We start from the raw sequence: 23,327 nt of genomic DNA on the forward strand, positions 1-23,327 counted from the left end.
ATGTTGCTGCTAAATACACACTGTTCTTAAACGAACAAAATTAATATATGAATGCGATCTGTAAAACCAAAAGCCCTAGAAAACAGCAGCTATATATCAAACACAAACTCTAAGGAAACTTTTACAGAATCAAAATCACATTCATTCAAAATCAAGTCAAACAAACATACTAACAAAACGGAGAAATCTATCATGCGTCAGATTGCATTTTACGGAAAAGGCGGTATCGGTAAATCCACTACTTCTCAGAACACTCTAGCTGCAATGGCTAACCGTCACGGTCAGAGAATCATGATCGTAGGTTGTGACCCTAAAGCTGATTCAACTCGTTTGATCTTAAACGCTAAAGCTCAAACTACTGTACTTCACGTTGCTGCAGAGCGCGGTGCAGTTGAAGACGTAGAACTAGATGAAGTATTGAAAGATGGTTTTGCTGGAATCCGTTGCGTTGAGTCTGGTGGTCCTGAGCCTGGTGTAGGTTGCGCAGGTCGTGGTATTATCACTGCTATCAACTTCCTAGAGGAAGAAGGTGCTTATCAAGACCTAGATTTCGTAAGTTATGACGTACTAGGTGACGTTGTTTGCGGTGGATTTGCAATGCCTATCCGTGAAAACAAAGCTCAAGAAATCTACATCGTATGTTCCGGTGAAATGATGGCGATGTATGCTGCTAACAACATCGCTCGTGGTGTTCTTAAGTATGCTCATGCTGGTGGTGTACGTTTAGGTGGTTTAATCTGCAACAGCCGTAAGGTTGACCGTGAAGTTGAGTTAATCGAGAACTTAGCAGCTCGTTTGAACACTCAAATGATTCACTTCGTACCTCGCGACAACGTTGTACAACGCGCTGAAATCCGTCGTATGACTGTTGAACAGTATTCTCCAGAGGATAACCAAGCTCAAGAGTACAATACATTAGCTGAGAAGATCATCAGCAACGAAAAACTAACTATTCCTACTCCTCTAGAAATGGATGAATTAGAAGAGTTGTTAATTGAGTTCGGTCTATTAGGTGACGAAGACGATCGTCAGAAGCAAATTGCAGCACAAGATGCAGCTTTAGCAGAAAAGAAAGCTTAAGTAAGCTGAAAATCTTCTAACACAAAAGTGGGGGTGTGCAGAGCGCACCCCATCTCAAGACACAAGTAGTAGTGAGTCTTGTATTAATTAATTTGTATGTAGGGGCAGGTTTTGCAGACAGTAGAAAAGCACCTGCCCCCGCTAATACAAAACTCAAACACTAAATCAAATATCCGAAAGGAGATATGTAACATGACATCTGAAAAAGTCGAACAGAACAAACAGTTAATTCAAGAAGTCTTAGAAGCTTATCCTGAGAAAGCTGCTAAAAGACGGAAAAAGCACCTTAATGTTTTAGAAGAAGGATCTGACTGTGGCGTTAAGTCTAATGTGAAATCAGTTCCTGGTGTAATGACAACCCGTGGTTGTGCTTTTGCTGGAGCAAAAGGGGTTGTTTGGGGTCCTGTTAAGGATATGGTTCACATCAGTCACGGTCCTGTTGGTTGCGGTTACTACTCCTGGGCAGGTCGTCGTAACTACTACAACGGTGTAACTGGTGTTGATACCTTCGGTACAATGCAATTCACTTCCGATTTCCAAGAAAGAGACATCGTTTTTGGTGGAGACAAAAAGCTCGCCAAAATCATGAATGAAATCGAAGACTTATTCCCTCTAAATGCTGGTATCACAATTGAATCTGAGTGCCCAGTAGGTCTAATTGGTGATGACATCGAAGCAGTAGCTAGAAAAGCTGCTAAAGAAATCAATAAGCCAGTTGTTCCAGTACGTTGCGAAGGCTTCCGTGGAGTTTCTCAGTCATTAGGTCACCACATCGCTAACGACACAGTGCGTGACTGGGTATACGAGCCATCTGCAAAGATCACTAACGAAGAGATCGGCTTTGAAACTACTCCTTATGACGTATCCTTAATCGCTGATTACAACATTGGTGGTGATGGTTGGAGTTCTCGTCTATTATTAGATGAAATCGGCTTAAGAGTAGTTAGCCAAGCAACAGGTGACGGTACTTTTAACGAAGTATTCATGGCTCCTAGAGTGAATCTCAACCTAATTCACTGCTACCGCTCCATGAACTACATCTGCCGTTACATGGAAGAGGAGTATGGTATACCTTGGACTGAGTTCAACTTCTTCGGTCCTACTCAAATTGCTAAGTCTCTACGTAAGATTGCTTCTTACTTCGACGATACAATCAAAGAAAACACAGAGAAAGTAATTGCTCGCTACCAAGAACAAGCTGATGCAATAATTGCTAAGTATCGTCCTCGTTTAGAAGGCAAGAAAGTAATGATGATGGTTGGTGGTCTACGTCCACGTCACGTTATTCCTGCTTTCGACGATTTAGGAATGGAAGTTATCGGTACTGGTTATGAGTTCGGTCACGGTGATGACTACAAGCGTACTGCTGAGTATGCTCAAGAAGGTACTCTAATCTACGATGACGTTAGTGGATATGAGTTCGAGGAATTCGCTAAGAAATTAAAGCCAGACTTAATTGCTTCTGGTATTAAAGAGAAGTATGTATTCCAGAAAATGGGTATGCCATTCCGTCAAATGCACTCCTGGGATTATTCTGGTCCTTATCACGGTTATGATGGATTCGCTATCTTTGCTCGTGACATGGATCTAGCTCTCAACAGCCCAACTTGGAACCTAATCAAGGCTCCTTGGAAGCAAGCTAGCTAATAGAAGTCAGAAGTTTGAAGTCAGAAGTCAGAAGTTTGTATTTTGGCTTTGGCTTTGAAGATAAATTTAGCTAGGTAATGGGGTCATGCCATCTCTACGGCTGCCCCAATATAGAAACAACATTTGAGGAATTGAGGGATTAAAAGTTGTAATTCGTTTCCTTTTTCCCTCTTCCTTCCAAGAATTGTAAATCCCTAATATCCATAGAGGAATAAACACCATGAGTCAGAATGTAGACAAAATCAAAGATCACTTTCAACTCTTCCAAGAACCAGAATACCAAGAAATGTTCGAGCGGAAGAAAGAATTTGAAGGTGGTCCTTCCAAGGAAGAAGTAGAAAAAGTTCGTGAGTGGACAAAGACTTGGGAATATCGTGAAAAGAACTTTGCTCGCGAAGCTCTAACTATCAACCCTGCCAAAGCTTGTCAGCCTTTAGGTGCAATCTTTGCAGCAGCAGGTTTTGAAGGAACTCTACCTTTTGTACATGGTTCTCAAGGTTGTGTTGCTTACTTCCGTTCTCACTTAACTCGTAACTACAAAGAGCCATTCCAAGCAGTTTCCTCTTCTATGACTGAAGATGCTGCGGTATTTGGTGGTCTCAAGAACATGACTGATGGTTTGGCAAACTCTTATGCTTTGTACAAGCCAAAAATGATTGCTCTTTGCACAACTTGTATGGCAGAGGTAATTGGAGATGACTTAGGTTCATTCATCACTACCTCCAAGAATCAAGGTGCAGTACCTGAAGATTTCCCAGTTCCTTTTGCTCATACTCCTAGCTTTGTTGGTTCTCACATCACAGGCTATGACAATATGCTTAAGGGTATTTTGGTAGCTCTAACTGAAGGTAAGAAAGCAGAAACAGATAACGGTAAAATCAACTTCATCCCTGGTTTCGACCCTTACATTGGTAACATCCGGGATTTGAAGAGCATTCTATCTACAATGGATGTTCCTTACACTGTTTTAGCTGATAACGCTGAGAGCTTTGATTCTCCTAACTTAGGCGAATTCAAGATGTACAATGGTGGTACAACTCTGGAAGAAGGTGCTGATTCAATCAACGCTAAAGCTACTATCTCCTTCCAGAAATATTCTACTCCTAAGACTCTAGAGTACCTAGCAGAAAAAGGTGGTCAAACTACAGCTACTTATCGTCCTATCGGTATCCGTGGTACTGATGAGTTCTTAATGGCATTGTCTGAATTGACTGGTAAGGCTATTCCTGAAGAGCTAGAAATTGAGCGCGGTCGTGCAGTTGATGCTATCACTGACTCTCAAGCTTGGTTACACGGTAAGCGTATTGCTATCTATGGCGATCCTGACCATGTATTGGGCTTGTTGAACTTCACTCTAGAGTTAGGTATGCAGCCAGTTCACGTTGTTGTTACTAACGGTAACGTTAATGGTTTTGAAGAAGAAGCTAAGGAATTGTTAGCTAACGATCCTAACGGTCAAGAAGCTACAGTTTGGATCGGTAAGGACTTATGGCACCTACGTTCATTGTTGGATACTGAGCCAGTTGATTTGTTGATTGGTAACTCTTATGGTAAGTTCCTCCAACGTGATACTGGTACTCCATTAGTACGTATTGGTTATCCTATCTTCGATCGCCACCACCAGCACCGTTATTCTATCTTAGGATATAAGGGAGCATTCAATCTACTCAACTGGATCGTTAATACTATCCTCGATGAGTTAGACCGTGGTAGCATGGAATTAGGTGTTAACGATACATCTTTTGACTTGATTCGTTAATTCATATTAACCATATAGTTTTTCTAGGGGCAAATGGCAGTTTGCCCCTATTCTGGTTTGACAGGTTTTCAGGGAGAAGTTAGGGTGGAACTACTATCTATTCCCTATTGCTATATGATTCAAACTTACCCCATCTCCAAAACTATTACTACTCTAGATGACCTTGAGCAAAGGTTTAAGTTATCTCCTACAGATAATGACCTTTTCTTTCAGGAATGGCAACAAGACTTACCTGAAGTAACTGCTGAAGAAAAGGAGAAGCTAGACCAAATTCAAGGACGATTTTTACGTCATAGAAAACGAAGCCCTCTCACAGAAGGTGTGATTAATCAATTACTAATTGGACCTTTACTTGCTTTGGCAGGTTTATATGATGAACCTTTCTATCTTACTACTGAAGCAAGTATTGAAGTAGAAGTAGAAGACAAGGATGAAATTTTACGCAGTTAGAGTGGATACTTTAGTTATTGCACAACAACTTTGGGTTCTCCTGGTTGAATCTAAATCTACTATTGGTTTTTCAGTAGCTTTACCTCAACTAATGACTTATATGATGGCAAATCCCAATCCCGAACGTCCTGTCTATGGTATGATTAGTAGTGGGGATGAATTTATGTTTGTTAAAATGTTGACGGCAGGTGTTCCCCAATATGATGTCTAATGTTTTTTATCTGCTACTACCTCGCAGAAATCAGTTATATGATGTTTTAAGTATTCTCAAGCAAATTGCCAAAATTATGAGTGCAAATATTGGGCAATGACTGATGGAAATTTAAGAGCGATCTGCTCCTATTTTTATACAAACAAAATAAAAACAAAAATTTGTCATTCTTTAAGATTAGTAGGTTGGGTTAAGCGCCAGCGCAACCCAACAACAAGCTCGACACTTACCGGAAACTTAACGGGAACGTGAAAGCCCCTGTCGTATCCTCGCAGGGGATGAAACGAGACACGGCGGGATTCCGGGGCGCAGTATCCACATAATCTTAACATTATAAATATAAACTTAGGAGATAATTAATAATATTAAGGAGGTGATTTATTTGTATGGATGTCAACAAAATCTAATTAACCCTGATGAAGACTTAAAATCAATTCTGGAGTTTATTTGTTCTGAATCCCACAAGCTAACCAATTGTGGTATTTATTATGGCCGTCAATTGTTTTTCCAAGCCCAGAAAATAATTGGTAAGTATGATTTAGAAAAAGAATACAAATCAAATAAACACTATCAAGTTTTGCACTCACAGGCAGCACAGCAAATACTTAGGTCTGTTGCTGAGTCTTTTAAATCATTTAAGGAGCTAGACAAAAAATACAAAAAGGGTAATTTGCATTTTAAGCCGAGAGTTCCTAGCTACCGTAAAAAAGATGGTTTAGCGATGATAACTTATCCTAAACAGGCTTTAAGACTTGTTGGGGAACACATCAGAATCCCTCTTGGAACAACTGTAAAAAGATGGTTTAAATTAGACAGTTTTTTGATACCTATGCCATCTAATCTACAATTTGTAGACATTAAAGAACTGCGGATACTGCCACGTAATCGATGTTTTTATGTTGAGTTTGTATACAAGAAAGAAATTGTAGTTCAATATGAATTAAAGCCTAAAAATGTTTTGGGAATCGACCCCGGTATCAGCAACTGGTTAAGTTGCGTTTCTAATGTTGGGACTAGTTTCATTGTTGATGGGCGCAAGCTTAAAAGCTTTAACCAGTGGTATAACAAACGAGTTTCCACCCTTAAAGAGGGTAAGCCCCAGGGTTATTGGGATCACCAATTAGCCCACATCACAGAAAAACGTAACCGTCAGATGAGAGATGCAGTTAACAAAGCTGCTTGTTTGGTTGTTAACCACTGTATTGAACACCAAATTGGTATGGTAGTTTTTGGATGGAACCAAGGACAACGGCAAGAGGTAAATTTAGGCAAAGTAACCCAATCATTTGTGCAGATTCCCACAGCTAAACTCAAAGAACGAGTAAAACAAATGTGTTCAGAACACAGCATTAAATTTGTTGAAAGCGAGGAATCATATACGAGTAAAGCCAGTTTTCTTGATGGCGATCAACTACCTACTTTCGGTGAAAAACCTGAAGGGTGGAAACCATCGGGGAAACGAGTTAAACGCGGGATGTACCGCACTAACAAAGGTTTGTTGGTTAATGCTGATTTGAATGGTGCTGCGAATATACTTCGCAAAGTAGAGACACAGTTAGGTGTAAATCTAGCCAAGGTCTGTAGGCGAGTTTTGACCCTCGCTACCAGATTTCGCATCTGGGAAACCAAAGCTAAAAAGCGGAGTGGCACGGATTTATCCTGCCACGTAGCAACAGCTTAGAATCCCTGTGGCTAAAGCCCAGGGAGAGGTCAAGAACATTATCTTTATATACTCACTATAAAAAATCATCAATAATAAAAATTTGTTATTCTTAAGCAGCCATCTTGTAGGGTGCGTTAATGAAGTGTAACCCACCGCCATCCCAACAAATATTTCGGTGCGTTACGCTTTCCTGCGGAATGCTACGCAAACGCTAACACACCCTACCGGACTAATAATAAAAATTTGTCATTCTCGCTCTGTTGGGTTTCGTTCCTCAACCCAACCTACAAAATGATAATTTCTATACAAAACTAATAATAAAAATTTGTAATTATAATATTAAATACTATATCCCCGCCCCAAAGTAGTACATAAAAATAGAGACTTAATAACATGGCTATGATGACCCCAGGCAAGGTTGCCGAACTGATGAATGAGCCAGGTTGCGAACACAACCACAAACACAAAAACGGAGATAAAAAACAAAAAGGCTGTCAACAACAAGCAACACCAGGAGCAGCTCAGGGAGGTTGCGCTTTTGATGGAGCGAGTATCGCCCTTGTACCTATTACAGATGCAGCTCATTTAGTTCATGGACCTTTAGGTTGTTCTGGTAACTCCTGGGGAACTCGTGGTAGTCTTTCCTCTGATTCCCATCTCTACAAAATGGGTTTCACAACGGACATGAGCGAAAATGACATTATCATGGGTGGTGAGAAAAAATTACTTAAGGCGATCGCTGAATTAAAGAAACGTTATCAACCTCCAGCGGTATTTGTCTACGCTACTTGCGTTACTTCTTTAATAGGAGATGACCTAGAAACGGTTTGTAAAGTCGCCACCAAAAAATTAGAACTTCCGGTCATTCCTGTGAACTCTCCTGGTTTCATTGGTAGTAAAAATTTAGGTAACCGGGTTAGTGCGGAAGCATTATTAGACCATGTAGTTGGTACTTCCGAACCAGAATTTACCACACCCTACGATATTAACCTCATCGGCGAATATAATATTGCGGGTGAAATGTGGGCAATGTTACCCCTGTTTGAAAAACTTGGCATTAGGGTATTGTCAAAAATTACAGGAGATGCTACCTACAAAGAAATTTGTTACGCCCACCGTGCCAAACTCAACGTGATGATCTGCTCCAAAGCTATGATCAATATGGCACGGAAAATGGAGGAGAAATACGGCATTCCTTATATTGAAGAATCTTTTTATGGTGTTGCCGATATTAACAACTGCCTCAGAAATATTGCTGCCAAAATTGGAGATGCTGACCTGCAAGAGCGTACAGAAAAACTCATTGCCGAAGAAACAGCTATTCTCCAAGAAATATTAGAACCTTATCGCCAACGTCTCAAAGGTAAAAGAGTTGTACTCTACACAGGTGGGGTGAAAAGCTGGTCTATTATTTCGGCGGCTCAAGATTTAGGTATGGATGTGGTCGCTACCAGCACTAAGAAAAGTACCGAAGAAGACAAAGCAAAAATCAAACAATTGCTCGGCAAAGATGGTATTTTGCTAGAAAAGGGCAATGCCGAAATTCTGCTGAAAGTCATTGCTGACACAAAAGCTGATATGCTCATCGCAGGTGGTCGTAACCAATATACCGCCCTCAAAGCTAGAATTCCGTTTTTGCACATTAACCAAGAACGCCATCATCCCTACGCTGGATATCATGGCACCATCGAAATGGCAAAGGAATTAGATGAAGCACTCCATAGTCCAGTTTGGGAACAAGTGCGACAACCTGTACCTTGGTTAGAAGAATGTCAGATAGAAGATGTTTTAGCAGTAGAAACTTTACCAAGTCTGACGAATATTCCACCTGCAACAGTTAGTTTTCCCAAAAAGTCCTTATCCACAAATCCTCTGAAATTGAGTCAACCTCTAGGTGCTTCCTTAGCTTACTTAGGAATTAAAGGTATGATGCCACTGTTTCATGGGACTCAAGGTTGTACTGCTTTTGCCAAGGTATTGTTGGTGAATCACTTCCACGAAGCTATTCCTCTTTCTACTACTGCCATGAGTGAGGTGACGACTATTTTGGGAGGAGAGGATAACATCGATACAGCTATTCTCACCCAAGTTGAGAAGTCAAAACCAGAAGTTATTGGTTTGTTGAGTACTGGTTTAACTGAAACCAGGGGCGATGATGTACAGGGTATTCTCAAGAAGTTTAGGGAAGAGCATCCTGAGTTAGATGAATTGCCAATATTAAATGTTTCTAGTCCAGATTATAAGGGTTCCGCTCAGGATGGTTTTGCTGCTACTGTCGAACGTATAGTAGCTTATGATTATGGCGAATCTATTCCTACTGAAACTAAAAAGCCTTTCGTAACAATTTTAGCAGGTAGTTGTCTTGCTCCTGGAGATGTGCAGGAAGTTCGAGATATTGTGGAATCTTTTGGCTTAATACCAATAGTTGTACCTGACTTATCTCAGTCTCTGGATGGACATTTGGTTGATGATAGTTATAGCGCGACAAGTTCTGGTGGAACGACCATAGAAGAACTTCGTAACCTGAGTCAGTCAAGTTTTACTCTGGTTATTGGGGAAAGTCTGCGGAATGCAGCTAATATTTTGCAGGAAAAATTTGGCACTCAATATCAAGTATTTCCTCGGTTGACTGGTTTGGGTGCGGTGGATAGTTTCTTGCTAAAATTGTCTCAGCTAATTGTTTCTCGTACTGACCCCCACTTAGATAAAGGTTGTGAAGTGCCTGCAAAATACCAACGCCAACGTCGGCAGTTACAGGATGCGATGTTGGATACCCACTTCTATTTTGGGCATAAGCAAGTATCTATTGCCCTGGAACCAGATTTACTTTGGGCAACCAGTTGGTTTTTACGAGAAATGGGAGCAGATATTAAAGCTGCTGTGACAACTACGCGATCGCCTTTATTGGAAAAATTGCCTACAGAAAATGTAATTATTGGCGACTTGGGAGACTTGGAGGAAGTAGCCACAGGTTCAGATTTATTGATTACTAATTCTCATGGTAAACTAATATCTGAGAAATTAGGTCTTGCTCTATATCGCATGGGTATGCCAATTCACGATCGCCTCGGCAATGGTCAACGTTGTAATGTTGGTTATCGTGGTACAATGAATTTATTATTCGACATTGGTAATATTTTCTTAGAGCAAGAAGAATCAAAAATTCACACCAATGATTATTCATTATTGTCACGATGAAGGTGGTAGGTTGTAGGTGTTAGATACACTTCTGTTAACTACAATCTGCGATCTAATAAATAGTCAGATATAAATAAACAAATATTTGGTAATCAGAGGCGGGTTTAATTAATAGTTAAACTAAATACAAATCCGCTACAAAATCGAATCCGCCCTCATTTTAGAGTTTATTTTTGTCTGCGATTAAAAGACAAGTTTGTTATCAATAACTAATGGTTTTTAACTATTAGTTATTCGGTACATTAAAACCAGGAGGAAAACAACAATGAAAGTTGCATTTGCAACCAGTGATTTTATTCATATAGATGGTCACTTTGGCTCTGCCAAACAAATGGCTTTATATGAAGTTGATGACAAAGGATACGAAACTCTAGAGCCACTTGTTTTTGGTGGTAATCTCAATCAAGATGCCCCCAAACAAGATAAACTAGAAAAACTTCATGCCAAAGTTGAAGCTTTGCTCGACTGCACAATAGTTTATGTACTAGAAATTGGTGGTCCAGCAGCAGGTCGTTTAATCAACAAAAAAGTGACCCCAATGAAATCAAAATCTCCAGAAGACAAAATTACCGATCTTCTGGACAGATTAGTAGAAACATTAAAAGGTAGCCCTCCCCCCTGGCTCAGAAAAGCTTTACAAAAAACTTCCGAATCTGACTTAGAAGCTGTACTTGAAGAGGTGTAAAATTATGACTGTTCAAACAGAAACAACAACAACAACAACCGACATTTATTCCGCTCCTTTTATTAGGGAATTAATTAGAGCAGTTCAAGCTCAAGACTCTTATGGAGTTTATAAGTCTTGGTCTCCTGAATTAATTATCAAGCCTTATATTGTTAGTAAGCAAGAAAAACGCCAAATTTCCACAGAAGAAGAAGTTAATCCGATGACTTTAGCTCGGATTAAGTTATTCTATAATGCAATAGCAACTTGCATTGAATTAGAAACCAATCAAATCATGCAAGTAGTTATTAGTATAAACCATGAAGGATTTGGTTGGGCACTTGTATTTTGCGGTCGTCTTTTGGTAGTTTCTAGAACTTTACGGGATGCTCAACGTTTTGGGTTTACTTCTCTAGAAAAATTAGAAGATGAAGGAGAAAAAATGAGTAGAGCAGGCATTGAATTAGTCAAAAAATATAAGGAAGTTTGCAAGCTCTAAGTAGTAATTTTTTCTAAAGATTTAGAGAGGAAAGTTAGAACCATATTTTTTAATTAATGGATAATTGATAATTACCTCTGGTTAAAACTATTACGGAATTGAATATAAGGAAATATTATTTCTTTTTTCCCCCTTTCAAGGGGAGGTTTTAAACCAGAATTATTTAATTATTAATTATTAATTATTAATGATTCGGTAAATATCTAACAACCTCTCTCCCTCAAAGTAGGTAAGCATTTCCTCCGGAATGCTGCGCAAACAGCCGTCAGCTATCAGCTATTGCTTTTAGTTTACGATTAAAACTCTATTAATTGTCTTACTACAAAAGTTGCTTCCCTTTTATTTCTCCCTGTTCCCTGTTCCCTGTTCCCTGTTCCCTGTTCCCTGTTCCCTGTTCCCTGTTCCCTGTTCCCTGTTCCCTGTTCCCTGTTCCCTGTTCCCTGTTCCCTCGCTAATGATATGATAGAAAAACCAAAAATATCGCTCAGTAGTATAAATTACGACGAAATTAATAAATAAGGGAAAATTATGGCTTTTACAGCAAATCTAGAAACAACAAACGGCATCGCTAAAATAACTTTATCTGGAGAGCTAGATGGGTCTACTGCTCCAGCTTTTAAGGAAAAAGTAGAGGAAGCAGCAGCCGAAAGTCCGAAAAGACTTGTTTTGATGATGAATGACCTAGAGTATATGGCAAGTGCGGGTCTCCGGGTATTGATTTTCTCTAAACAAAAAATGGGCACAGGTGTTGATATTTATATGGTAGGTGTTCAAGAAATGGTGCTGGATACCATCAAGAAAACAGGTTTCGATCAAAGTATTTATTTACTGGATGAATATGATGCAGCTAAGATAGAGAATATTTAAATAAAATTTATGCATTGAAGAAATAGTCAGTAGTGGGGGCGAACAACCGTTCCCCCGTAGATGGAACAAGGCAGCTATGCTGAAGACATCCCCCCTACCCCCCAGGGCTGTTTCATTCTCGATAGACACGGGGACACGGAGACACGGAGACACAGGAGACACGGAGACACGGGGATGGAGGCTTTGAATTTATGAGATTAAGTTGACTTTTCACCATTTTAGTCAGAGCCAAAGGGACGCTGCATAGCAGTGGGAGCATCTTGCTCCCATACCATATATTCCTTTTTCCTGTATACAATTACTATGCAGGACTACCTAAAAATAAGGCTAAGAGTATTAGAAACAATGGTATCTACAGAAGAAAACTTGAGAGCAGAAATAGACTCACTACGTCAGGAGATGACTAAACTCCAAGATGAAATGGTGGCTTTCCGACTCGCTCAAAAAATACTGATAGAAGTCACAAGAGGTTGTCATTGCTCACCAGGAGGAATTATTAGAGGAGCTTTACAAAAAACTTTAGATGTTTGTGCTGATGTATCCTGTAATGCGGAGAAAGGAAGTTTATTTTTACTAGATCCCGCATCTGGAAAAATTATAGATGCTATTCTGACTCGCGCGGAAGTAACTCCAGAACAACGTGCTAAATTAATTGGTAATGTTTTAGATAAAGGGTTAGCAGGTTGGGTAAGTCGCAACCTTGAGCTAGGACTAATTACAGATACCGAACAAGACGACCGCTGGTTGACTTTACCCGATCAACCTTATATAGTTCGTTCAGCATTGGGTGTTCCAATTATCAATGGAAAAAAAGAGTTGCTTGGTATCATTACCTTGCTGCATTCTCAAACAAATCATTTTACTTTGAGAATGGCAGAGTCAATGCAAGCTATAGCGGAACACATCGGATTAGTATTAGAAAATGCCAGACTTTATGGGCAACTCGATACTTATTCTAAAGCTCTAGACAATGAATTGGAAAAGGGTAGACAGATTCAAATAGACTTTCTTCCCTACGATCTTCCTAAGTTGGATGATTGGGAAATAGTTGCTTGTTTTCATCCAGCAAAGCAAGTGGCAGGAGACTTTTACGATGCTTTCACATTTGATAACAATCAAATAGGATTAGTAATTGCAGATGTTTGTGATAAAGGAGTAGGGGCAGCATTATTTATGGCTCTATTCCGCAGCTTAATTCGTATTTTTTCTGGGGAAATTCAATTCCGAGGAACAGCAGCTCCTATACTTCAAGCACATAAACCTAAAAATTCTGATTGGATAGGTGAGTCAAATGCAACTAACTTAGCTCACCAGAATGCTCTTCAAGCTGTTCGTCTTACAAACAACTATGTTGCAGAAAAACATTGGCAAATGAGTATGTTTGCCACATTATTTTTTGGGGTGCTAGATCCGAAAACGGGTATACTCAGCTATATTAATGGAGGACATGAACCGCTATTTATTGTTAATCAAGATGGTATAATAAAACAACTATTAAATTCTACTGGTCCTGCGGTAGGAATGATGCCAAATATGCAGTTTGGAATTCAGCAGGTTCATTTAGAAAGGGGAGATATATTAATAGGTTATACTGATGGAGTAACTGAGGCAAAATCTCCTGATGGAAAGTTATTTACAGATAATAAGCTAAAAGAAATAGTAGAAAAATCTGCTAATTCTGCCTCAGAATTGATGGAACGCATTAAAGATAATTTATTTAATTATATGGATGATGCGCCACAATTTGATGATATTACAATATTAGCGGTGCGTCGAAATTATTGAAGAAGGCATAAGGCAGAAGGTATCCCCCCCTTCCCCCCTTTCAAAGGGGGGAGGTAGAAGGGAGAATTGCATGGTGGGATTCAAACCCAAAACAATTTTAAGGACTGCGGGTGACGATGGGGTATTAAACCCGCCACACAAAAGATGAAAATTATTACTAAAAAAAACTAAAAAAAAAGGAGCATTATGAAACCTTTAATAGTGTCAGCTAACCTAGACTCTTTAGGAAAAATTGGTCAGTATATTATGTCGGCAGGAAAAGAAGCTGGTTTAGAAAAAAAAGCATCATATAAATTACGTTTAGCAGTAGATGAAATAGCAACAAATATTATTACTCATGGCTATGATAAAGCTGGTTTAGCAGGAGATATTTCTGTACAAGCAGAAATAAATGAGCACAATTTAACTGTTTATATTGAAGATACAGCCATACCTTATGACCCTACTCAAGCAGAAATGGTAACAGAAGAAACTTTACAACAAACCTTAGATAAACGCCCTATAGGTGGATTAGGAATATATTTAGCAAAAGACAGTGTTGATAAGTTTATGTATAAACGAGTAGGTGACCGAAATCGTAATATTTTAGTTGTGAATCAAGTTAGGTAGTGGTGTCGCCGTAATGATAGAGGGAGATGGGAAGATGGGGAGATGGGGAGATGGGGAGATGGGGAGATGGGGAGATGGGAAAGAAACCGAAATACATCCTCTCTCTTGGTCGATTGGATATGGCGAGGAGACCCGTTCTTGCAGACCCGCTCCGAAGATCGCCATCCCACCCTACGGGAAGCTCCGCTTTTTCCTAGGTCATACTCCGCAAACATATCGCGCAGCGTTAACGGAGTTGTGCGCCAGCAAAACGACCGCTTTCTTTTCATTGGAGCGGAGGCGATCGTAGCTGATATCATTAGATGATTTGTCCCTAGTTCAATCAATACCATTACTGTTGAAAGAATGGATAAAATTATAACATAACTTTGGTAAGGGTAAGGAAGAAGTAAGAGGGAAGAAGGCTTAAAAGCCTGAAAAAACTTAAATATGCTGTAGATATTCACGCTAACTTTTACAAAAACGACACTAGGGGACATGATATGATTCATAACGCGAGCAAGATGCTCCCACTAATTATCCTAATCAACCTGACGGTTGCTATAGTTCAAATAACGGAAGATAAATAATCAAACTTCTTCCTTTTTCCTTCTACAATAATAATATGCTAAATCAAAATTGGTTAAAACCTGGTGACTTACTACAAGTTATTTCACCAAGCGGTTGTCTGCGAGAATTAGATGCTTTTGAAAAGGGAGTGGAAATTTGGCGATCGCATGACTACCAAGTAGAATTAACTCCTGGTTATGATGAGAAATGGGGTTATTTAGCAGGTACAGACGAAAGTCGCCTCACTCAATTAATAGCAGCGATGAGTAATGAAAATTATCGTGGTCTTCTCTGCTCTAGGGGTGGTTATGGTACGACTCGCTTACTCGAAAACTGGCCAAACCTCAATGATTTTTCATTGCCTGCTCCTAAATGGTTGATTGGTTTTTCTGATATTACTGCCCTGTTGTGGACTTTTAGTAAAATTAGCAATTTTTCCTGTGTTCATGGTCCATTATTAACTACTTTAGCTGCAGAACCAGAGTGGTCAATTCAACGACTATTTGACTTGGTAGAGGGTCGTTCCCTAGAACCTTTAAAGGGCAATGGTTGGGGTGGAGGCCAGGCAAAGGGATATTTAATGCCTGCAAATTTGACTGTAGCTGGTCATTTATTAGGCACTAAGTATCAACCAGATTTGACTGGGACAATTTTAGCCTTAGAAGATACAAATGAAGTTCCTTACCGTATTGACCGAATGTTGACCCACTGGCGGATGGCTGGGGTTTTACAGCAGGTAAATGGTATTGCTCTGGGGCGGTTTAGTCAATGTTCCCCTGGCCTTATGAATAATACAGAGTTTACTGTTGAAGACGTATTGCGCGATCGCCTGTCCGATCTAAACATTCCCATTGTTTCCGAACTTCCTTTTGGCCACGATGGTCCTAATGCTGCTTTACCTGTGGGAGTTGAGGCCAATCTTGATGGTGACAAAGGTATTCTAGAAATTAACAGGAAGTAGGGAGTAGGGAGTTGTTAGTTAGGATACTTGACTACTTCCAACTTAATTTCATTGTGATGGGAGTACAACCTCTAAGCATTCTTCATCTTTTCCCAAGACTTAGTGATTTTTCCTTCCTGAATTTTAACCTTTTGGCGAGTCAAAATTTTTTATTAAAAATTCCTGCTAATCGGTAAATTTAGCCAGGAGCTTAACTCCTGAGCAAGGCAATCACGCTCAGGGGGAGTCAAGTCGAAATTATTATTCCATCTTAAATTATCACCTACTGTGAATTTCTTCGTTCCTACCCAAATGTTAATTTTAGGAGGTACTGCAAGAGTACCTCCTTCGCTCTCTTTGTATTATATATGAGGGGGTAATTTCAATTTGTGTAATCTTTTGTCGAGGTGCAGTTAATTGCCACCACCTCAACCCGAATATTTCCAAAGAGTGAGAAATCTTTGATTGAGTAATACGAAATCTAATTGTTCCAAATAAAATCGAGATAAAAGATTTAGCCTCAATATAAGTTTGAACTAAGGCAAAACCTTTTCCTAACCCCATCTCTACATCAAAGTAATCCAGGTATTGAGGAATAGCTGGATGTTCGATAAATTTCAGCACCTCAGCTTCCCGCTCAAACAGTTTCAGTTGTTCCCAAGTGAAGTCAGGACTGAATAGCAACAACTTCACAACAACCAACAAATTTGTTTGTAAGTCATTAGCAAGAAAAGTTCTACGACCAGTTTGACCGCCAAGTACAGATTGGATACGATAGCGATCGCCTAAAACTTGACCAATGAATTGCTCTATCTTTTTTGCTGTTAATTTAGATATTTGGACTGGTTGTTTGTCTGATACCCAATTTTTTATCTGACTTTCAGTATAACTAAATCCAACGAAATTTTCCTATTATACTCAGTAGTAAAATATTTCTTATCTTTTTTTTCTGATTTTTAGGCTTGATATTATACTTGAGCAAGAGTATAATTAGAGGTTTGGATTAACTTATACATTTTGGAAAATAATGGTTATCATTAGACCATAATTACAAATTTTACTGTAAGGTTTTTGGTTACTGATTAAATATATGTTCTAATCTATAAAATACTCTGTATTCTTACAGGCACTGACTATAAAAGATCAATCGTCAAATACAAAATCTTAATAGTGACCAAAAAATAAGGTCTCCTGTCCCTTGAAGGGGAATAAACAAAATAAACTTCAGTATTTCAAGCCTTTGACTTTCCTGCGGAATGCGGAAGCTCACAGCCAGAGGAACTGATAACTGATAACTGATAACTGAAATGACACCTGATACCTGAAAAATGACTAATCAACAAACTCTGAGGCAGAAACTTTTAGACCTAGACAACTGTAACTACAAAGCCTACAGAGACATTCAAGGTAGTTACGAATTTCCTGACTTTACCCTAATCATTGATTATATTCAGGGAGACCCCTTTGGCGCTCCTAGTAAACTTCGGGTACAGGTGCCTTATACAGTTGCTGCTTTTCCTCCAGAACTTTATAAAAGTCCAATTCGAGAAGTTGCCCTACGAGATTTCCTGACTCGTAAATTTGACAGAATGGCTTATGAGGTCAGTGGACGCCGTGGCACTGGCAAAAGTGGGATGGTGGCAATTACGAAAATGGGACAGGAAGTGCTGGAACGAACATCGGTATATTTGGCTAATATAGATCCTCCAGCTCCTAAAGTTGTTTCTCCTGGCTCAAACCCCGCTTTACAAAGAGGAAAACCGATAAAATTAAAAAACAATCCTCAAAAAGGTGTTGAAGTACGGTTAATAGTTGGATTACCGGCAAATGGTCGTCGTATTCTAGGCAGACAGGCCGCAGAAATGTTGTGTGATGATATGCCTTATATTGTTCATCGGAGTCTCAAATATGAACAATTAGATGCTGATGCTTGTCGCCGTCATGTAGAAACTGTAGAAGATACAGATTCTTTACGGAAGCAGTTGGTGGAAAAAAATTTGGTTGCTTTTGTTGCTAATGGTGCAATTTTACCACGTCGTAGCGGGGTTGACAGTCGTCCTTTGTCATCTGAGAATGTAGTACCATTTCAGTCTCCTGCATCTTTGGAGGTAGAGCTTGAATGTCCGAATCAAGGTAAAATTTCTGGCATGGGAATTTCTAAAGGTGTGACTTTAATTGTGGGTGGCGGTTATCATGGTAAGTCTACTCTCCTTAAAGCGATTGAATTAGGGGTTTATAACCATATTCCTGGTGATGGACGTGAATTTGTGGTGACAGATCCAGCAGCGGTGAAAATTAGGGCAGAGGATGGTCGTAGTGTTGCAGGTGTAGATATTTCGCCGTTTATTAATCAATTGCCTCAAGGTCGTTCTACTACTGAATTTACTACTGAAAATGCTAGTGGTAGTACCTCTCAAGCTGCAAATATTATGGAAGTTTTGGAGATAGGTGTTAAAAAAGATCCACCTGAAGAAATTGCTACAACTTCGCCTATATTGTTAGTAGATGAGGATACGGCAGCAACTAATTTTATGATTCGCGATCGCCGGATGCAAGAACTTATTGCGAAAGATAATGAACCGATCTCTCCTTTTATTGATAAGGTAAGACAGTTATATAATGACTATCAAGTATCAACAATTTTGGTTATGGGTGGTAGTGGTGATTATTTTGAAGTGGCAGATAAAATCATTGCTATGGAAAACTTTAAAGCAAGGGAAGTTACAGAAAAAGCTAAAGAGATCGCCGAAAAGTATGTTACTGGTCGTACTCCTGAAGGTGGTGAAGAGTTTGGCGAAATTCGAGCGCGGATACCACTATCAGAAAGTTTAGATCCCAGTCGGGGACGACGAGATGTGCGTTTAAAAGTACGAGACGTTGATGAGGTTGTATTTGGTAGCGAGGATGTTGATCTCTCTAGTGTTGAACAGTTAGTGAGTAAAGACCAACTAACGGCGATTGGTGCAGCTATGGTTTATGCTAAAAAACAATACATGGATAGTGATCGAACATTGTCAGAAGTTGTTGATGCTATTATGGTAGATATTGAATCTAAAGGTTTGGATGTTTTGCTTCCTTTTCCACAAGCAGATTTAGCTATCTTCCGACGTTTTGAGTTGGCAGCAGCGATCAATCGTTTACGCACTTTGAAAGTTAAATAATTACTGCTGAGGAAAAATAATGTTTAATATTAACATTTAGCATAAGCTGTTTAGCATTGAAATTGGGTATATAAATATTGACTCATTGAATAGAGCTGATAGTTTAACAGTCTTTCTCTGTTCCCTGTTATATTATGTCCGGTTGAATACTGATAAATAGACCTCTGGTGAAAAAGATATAAATTTTGGCCTGAAGTAGGGAACAGGGAATACCAAGCATGACAAATGTTTGCTACAAATAATTATGTGAGTACTTAGGAGTCAGAACTCGGAACTCAGTTAGGGTCTCCGTCGTTAGGGCGACGTACAGAATTAATATATTAAGTCTCATTTCTTAGGATGTCTTTTTAGTCACTTGTAACATCTGATGTCAAGTATTTTAACTCTTCTAATTATTCGTAACATTCTTTTTTCACGCTTGGTAGAACAGGGAAGAGCTTTTTGGGAAAAAGGTACAAAAAATGATTTATTTGGTGATATCACCTCCGGTTGAATACTGATAAATAAGTGAGTAGGGAGTAGGGAGTAGTAGGGACGTTGCATGGAACGTCTGTAGGTCTTAGAGAGAAAAAAAAGATTTGCGATAGCAACTGAAAGGATAGTTTTTTTTCATAACTAATAGAGTTGTGGCTAAATAGATGGAAAAAATCGCTCCAACCTAGACAGAGCAATAATTCCAAAACTTTTTAGCTGCCAATAGCTACAATCCTGACAGAACAAAGTTTTTGAGGATTTTTTAAGTTATAAAGCGACAAGTCTAATTATCCGGAGATGATATTACCTGCACGTTTGCATACCAGTCTGCACCGAAAGTGCTATATGTATATTTAATCTAGAAGGAAAAAATTATGACGATCGCTAAATTTATGGAAAATTTGGACAAGCATTGGTGTTTGTTTGCCAATTATACCAAGGTAGCGATCGCCTTCTATCAAATCACCAAGCTAATTACAAATTGCTCCTGTAGTATCAATATCTAAAGCTTTTACTTCTGTAACTACTCCTTGATTTTTCCAAGTATCTGCCATTGCTGTTACTACTGCTGATGTTGTGAGTGAATTTGTCAGTGCTAATAAAGTCGGTCCGGCACCACTAATTACCATTTCATCAGCACCAGCATCTAAAGCAGCTAATCTGACTTTTTCATATCCTTTGATTAGAGACTTACGGTAGGGTTGGTGAATTTTATCTTGCATTCCAGCTTTTAACCAATCTCCATTACCAGTTTCTAAACCTCTTAACAAAATGCCTAAATGGGCAGCATTGAATATTGCATCGGCGCGACTGTACTCTGTTGGTAAAACTCGTCGCGCTTCTGCTGTTGAAAGTTCAAAATCTGGAATTGCAACTACTGGCACAATATCAGAATGCCAAGGAATATCACATATTTCCCAACCAGTAGGGGTGGAAGCTGTTAAACAACAGCCGCCGAGTAAGGCAGGTACAACATTATCTGGGTGTCCTTCAATAGCGATCGCTAAATTCATTATTTCTGTTTGATTCAAAGGATGTCCCGCCAGTTGATTTGCTCCGAGTAAACCTCCGACTATTGCAGTAGCTGAACTTCCTAAACCTCTAGCTAAGGGTACGCCTAAGTCGATTTCTATTTCTACAGATGGCGGTATTTGGTCGAGATGTTCATATAATTTGACGAATGCTTGATAGGCGAGATTGGTATTATCTGTGCTTACTCGTGCAGCTTCTTTGCCAGTGACAGAAATTTTGAGTTCTGTTGCGCTATCCGCAATAGAAAATTTTAAGCGGTTATATAAGGAGAGAGCAGCACCGATGCAGTCAAAACCAGGGCCGATATTTGCAGTAGTTGCGGGAACGGTAACGGTAACAGAGGAAGGTGTGGTCATTTCAGTTATCAGTTATAGCGCTACGCGCTAGGGAATAGGGAACAGGGAACAGGGAATAGCAAACTGTAAAAGGATTTTCGGATTGAAAAATGTCCTAACCAATTCTTGTAGTGCTATATCAGTTATCAGTTATCAGTACCTCTGGCCTCAGTCGGAGGCAAGAAAATACTGAAGTTTACTTTTTTCATCCCCTTGAAAGGGGAGGCTATTGACCCTCTTTTTTGGTCATTGTTATTTTATTAGTTAGAGTAGTTTATTTAGAATACTGAATAATTTGCGTAGTTGACAATATTCTCAGGACTTACGCAACGTTTTTCTGTCTAATACCAGTTTCTCCTCTTGCCTCTATCCCACGAAGACTCCATGGCTCAAAATTGTCATCAAGGTCAAGATACCATCAGGGTTCTATAAACCTCCTAGTTAACATATTCCTTTTCTACTAATGCGTATGTCGCAATAATACAGTATAAGACAAACGTATTTCAGAGATTGGTGGAGAAACCTAGAGCGACCACTGAATTCAGATCCCTTCTCTACTAACAGTACTTTGATATTTTTTATAGCGAAAATGCCTTCAAAGCTAGTAGGGGCAAGGGAAATACGTTGCTCTGGCTAAAAATGGCTCTTTGCGTAGCATTCCGTTCCACTCATTTCCAGTAATAGTACAAACTGGTGCTGGAATACCATCAAAAGGACACTCGAATTTTATGATATAGGTTCCTTCCTTAATTTTCTGGCTCTCAAAACCTTCGCCGAACCACTTACTAGCGTCTGGTCCGACACCACCGTAGATATGTTGGTGTCCGTGCTCATGGTCATCTTTAAAGATTGCCATAACTTGATCCTATGTCAGTTAATTTACATTCTTAAAACTATCATCAGTAGGGTAAAAACACTTTAGTCTTGTGATTAAAGTTTACAATCAGAGAATTATTCCTATTAATGCTATAATCAGAGTCTAGATTTGATAATTTGTATTTAAAATTACATCTTTTTATTTTTTTAAGAATTGATTTTATATGACTTACTTACAGGAACCTAGAAACTCAATTTTTTCCTAAATATCTATCGTTAAAACCACAATTTCTCCTAGTAGCAACTGGGTTTATTTGGGTAATTCTGTAAAATAAATAGACATCTGGTAAAAATCAAAAATAAAATCAATTATTATCCAGAAATTATCAATTACTCCCCTCCTGGGAGGGGGAGGGGCGAGGGGTGGGTTCCCTGTTCCCTGTTCCCTGTTCCCTGTTCCCTGTTCCCTGTTCCCTGTTCCCTGTTCCCTGTTCCCTGTTCCCTGTTCCCTGTTCCCTGTTCCCTGTTCCCTGTTCCCTGTTCCCTGTTTTGGAGGAGATGTCTAATTTATTCTATTTCAAAGATGTCACAAATAGTTTCCAACTTTAAATGTGAAATAATTTCCTGAAATTACTGTATAGTCAAAGTCTTGTAGCTCTATAAAATCCTGCTTTTGACTTTTGACTTTTGACTTTTGACTTCCGTGAAACGGTATAGTAATTCACACTAGACTTTTGATTTGGTCAAGACTGTTGTAAAATCATGAGATTAGTCAATTGAATTTTACAAAATCTCATTGAGAATGGAACAAAATCATAAATCAACAGTAATAATCACAGGTGCATCGTCAGGGGTGGGTTTACACGCTGCCAAAGCTTTAGCAAAAACAGGTCAATGGTATGTAGTGATGGCTTGTCGAGACCTCTCGAAAGCAGAAAAAGTTGCCCAAGAAGTAGGAATGGCAAAAGATAGCTACACTGTGATGCACCTAGATTTGGCTAGTCTAGATAGTGTACGACGGTTTGTTAATACTTTCAGAGAAAGCGGTAGGTCTCTAGAAGCTTTGGTTTGCAACGCTGCGGTATATTTGCCTCTATTAAAAGAACCGATGCGTAGTCCAGATGGGTATGAATTGAGTGTGGCGACAAATCATCTGGGACATTTTCTCCTATGTAACATTATGTTAGAGGATTTGAAACAGTCTCCTGCTGCGGATAAAAGATTGGTGATTTTGGGAACTGTAACAGCTAACCCGAAAGAGTTGGGAGGAAAGATTCCAATTCCAGCACCTCCAGATTTGGGAAATCTTCAGGGTTTTGAAGCAGGTTTCAAAGCTCCTATTTCTATGATTAATGGCAAAAAGTTTAAGTCTGGTAAGGCTTATAAAGATAGTAAACTCTGTAATGTTTTGACAATGCGGGAGTTACATCGGCGTTATCACGAGTCAACAGGGATTGTTTTTAGTTCTCTGTATCCTGGATGTGTGGCAGATACGCCTCTATTCCGAAATCATTATCCTTTATTCCAGAAAATTTTCCCGCTATTCCAGAAACATATCCCCCAGTAATATTTTTCTGGAATAGCGGGA

General features: G+C 39.3%; 20 protein-coding genes and 1 pseudogene. 18 read left to right on the top strand and 3 right to left on the bottom strand.

All coding sequences use genetic code 11. The features are described from left to right. Positions 1-192: 192 nt before the first annotated feature. From nifH to F6K13_RS00315, 15 genes are all read left to right on the top strand, one after another. Complete coding sequence (nifH, locus tag F6K13_RS00245; RefSeq protein WP_124154243.1) at positions 193-1,080, top strand: nitrogenase iron protein; 888 nt, start codon at positions 193-195, stop codon at positions 1,078-1,080. Between the two features lie 35 nt (positions 1,081-1,115). Beyond that, positions 1,116-1,244, top strand: coding sequence for a hypothetical protein (locus tag F6K13_RS00250; RefSeq protein ID WP_287286634.1), 129 nt, complete (start codon positions 1,116-1,118; stop codon positions 1,242-1,244). Positions 1,245-1,272: 28 nt separating this feature from the next. Continuing rightward, a complete protein-coding gene (gene nifD / locus F6K13_RS00255) occupies positions 1,273-2,727 on the top strand; it encodes a nitrogenase molybdenum-iron protein alpha chain (protein ID WP_124154241.1) in 1,455 nt (484 codons plus the stop codon). Between the two features lie 220 nt (positions 2,728-2,947). Then, positions 2,948-4,486: a nitrogenase molybdenum-iron protein subunit beta gene (gene nifK, locus F6K13_RS00260; protein WP_287238974.1), complete on the top strand. Its 1,539-nt coding sequence runs from the start codon at positions 2,948-2,950 to the stop codon at positions 4,484-4,486. Positions 4,487-4,519: 33 nt separating this feature from the next. Beyond that, positions 4,520-4,936, top strand: coding sequence for a hypothetical protein (locus F6K13_RS00265; protein WP_287238977.1), 417 nt, complete (start codon positions 4,520-4,522; stop codon positions 4,934-4,936). Continuing rightward, on the top strand, positions 4,917-5,147 hold the full coding sequence (locus F6K13_RS00270; RefSeq protein WP_205127671.1) for a hypothetical protein: 231 nt from the start codon (positions 4,917-4,919) through the stop codon (positions 5,145-5,147). Before F6K13_RS00265 ends, F6K13_RS00270 begins: the two co-directional genes overlap by 20 nt. Positions 5,148-5,529: 382 nt before the next feature. Further along, positions 5,530-6,828 carry an RNA-guided endonuclease TnpB family protein gene (locus F6K13_RS00275; protein ID WP_192901295.1) on the top strand — a complete coding sequence of 433 codons (1,299 nt, stop codon included), beginning with the start codon at positions 5,530-5,532 and terminating at the stop codon, positions 6,826-6,828. Positions 6,829-7,203: 375 nt separating this feature from the next. Then, positions 7,204-10,008 carry a bifunctional nitrogenase iron-molybdenum cofactor biosynthesis protein NifEN gene (locus tag F6K13_RS00280; protein ID WP_124146409.1) on the top strand — a complete coding sequence of 935 codons (2,805 nt, stop codon included), beginning with the start codon at positions 7,204-7,206 and terminating at the stop codon, positions 10,006-10,008. 265 nt (positions 10,009-10,273) lie between these two features. Continuing rightward, on the top strand, positions 10,274-10,693 hold the full coding sequence (nifX, locus tag F6K13_RS00285) for a nitrogen fixation protein NifX (RefSeq protein ID WP_124146408.1): 420 nt from the start codon (positions 10,274-10,276) through the stop codon (positions 10,691-10,693). 4 nt (positions 10,694-10,697) lie between these two features. Then, positions 10,698-11,171: a NifX-associated nitrogen fixation protein gene (locus tag F6K13_RS00290; RefSeq protein ID WP_124146407.1), complete on the top strand. Its 474-nt coding sequence runs from the start codon at positions 10,698-10,700 to the stop codon at positions 11,169-11,171. Positions 11,172-11,699: 528 nt separating this feature from the next. Next, the gene (locus F6K13_RS00295; protein WP_124146755.1) at positions 11,700-12,038 is read left to right on the top strand and encodes an anti-sigma factor antagonist; all 339 of its coding nucleotides are present in this window, start codon (positions 11,700-11,702) and stop codon (positions 12,036-12,038) included. 345 nt (positions 12,039-12,383) lie between these two features. Next, positions 12,384-13,823: a GAF domain-containing SpoIIE family protein phosphatase gene (locus F6K13_RS00300; protein WP_124146754.1), complete on the top strand. Its 1,440-nt coding sequence runs from the start codon at positions 12,384-12,386 to the stop codon at positions 13,821-13,823. A 186-nt stretch (positions 13,824-14,009) separates the two neighbouring features. Beyond that, the gene (locus F6K13_RS00305) at positions 14,010-14,432 is read left to right on the top strand and encodes an ATP-binding protein (RefSeq protein WP_124146753.1); all 423 of its coding nucleotides are present in this window, start codon (positions 14,010-14,012) and stop codon (positions 14,430-14,432) included. Positions 14,433-14,445: 13 nt separating this feature from the next. Beyond that, positions 14,446-14,721, top strand: coding sequence for a hypothetical protein (locus F6K13_RS00310; protein ID WP_287286635.1), 276 nt, complete (start codon positions 14,446-14,448; stop codon positions 14,719-14,721). A 315-nt stretch (positions 14,722-15,036) separates the two neighbouring features. Next, entirely contained in the window at positions 15,037-15,942 is a 906-nt protein-coding gene (locus F6K13_RS00315; RefSeq protein ID WP_124146752.1) for an LD-carboxypeptidase, read from the top strand. A gap of 300 nt (positions 15,943-16,242) precedes the next feature. On the opposite strand, the gene F6K13_RS34810 is transcribed toward F6K13_RS00315, so the two are convergent. Further along, the gene (locus tag F6K13_RS34810) at positions 16,243-16,623 is read right to left on the bottom strand and encodes a hypothetical protein (RefSeq protein ID WP_339379761.1); all 381 of its coding nucleotides are present in this window, start codon (positions 16,621-16,623) and stop codon (positions 16,243-16,245) included. A gap of 626 nt (positions 16,624-17,249) precedes the next feature. Between F6K13_RS34810 and F6K13_RS00325 the strand changes: the two genes are divergently transcribed. Both F6K13_RS00325 and F6K13_RS00330 read left to right on the top strand, forming a co-directional pair. Then, the gene (locus F6K13_RS00325) at positions 17,250-19,082 is read left to right on the top strand and encodes an ABC-ATPase domain-containing protein (RefSeq protein ID WP_124146751.1); all 1,833 of its coding nucleotides are present in this window, start codon (positions 17,250-17,252) and stop codon (positions 19,080-19,082) included. 367 nt (positions 19,083-19,449) lie between these two features. After that, entirely contained in the window at positions 19,450-19,575 is a 126-nt protein-coding gene (locus F6K13_RS00330; protein ID WP_287286637.1) for a hypothetical protein, read from the top strand. A gap of 451 nt (positions 19,576-20,026) precedes the next feature. On the opposite strand, the gene thrB is transcribed toward F6K13_RS00330, so the two are convergent. Together thrB and F6K13_RS00340 are read right to left on the bottom strand one after the other, a co-directional pair. Further along, positions 20,027-20,944 (bottom strand): homoserine kinase, encoded by a 918-nt coding sequence (thrB, locus tag F6K13_RS00335; RefSeq protein WP_124155406.1) that lies wholly within the window; start codon positions 20,942-20,944, stop codon positions 20,027-20,029. Between the two features lie 580 nt (positions 20,945-21,524). Continuing rightward, positions 21,525-21,779: a hypothetical protein gene (locus F6K13_RS00340; RefSeq protein WP_287286639.1), complete on the bottom strand. Its 255-nt coding sequence runs from the start codon at positions 21,777-21,779 to the stop codon at positions 21,525-21,527. A 762-nt stretch (positions 21,780-22,541) separates the two neighbouring features. Between F6K13_RS00340 and F6K13_RS00345 the strand changes: the two are divergent. Further along, positions 22,542-23,297: pseudogene (locus F6K13_RS00345) on the top strand (protochlorophyllide reductase); the annotation flags it as partial. Between the last annotated feature and the right edge of the window lie 30 nt (positions 23,298-23,327).

Source organism: Okeania sp. SIO2B9, from assembly GCF_010672505.1.
GTDB lineage: Bacteria > Cyanobacteriota > Cyanobacteriia > Cyanobacteriales > Microcoleaceae > Okeania > Okeania hirsuta.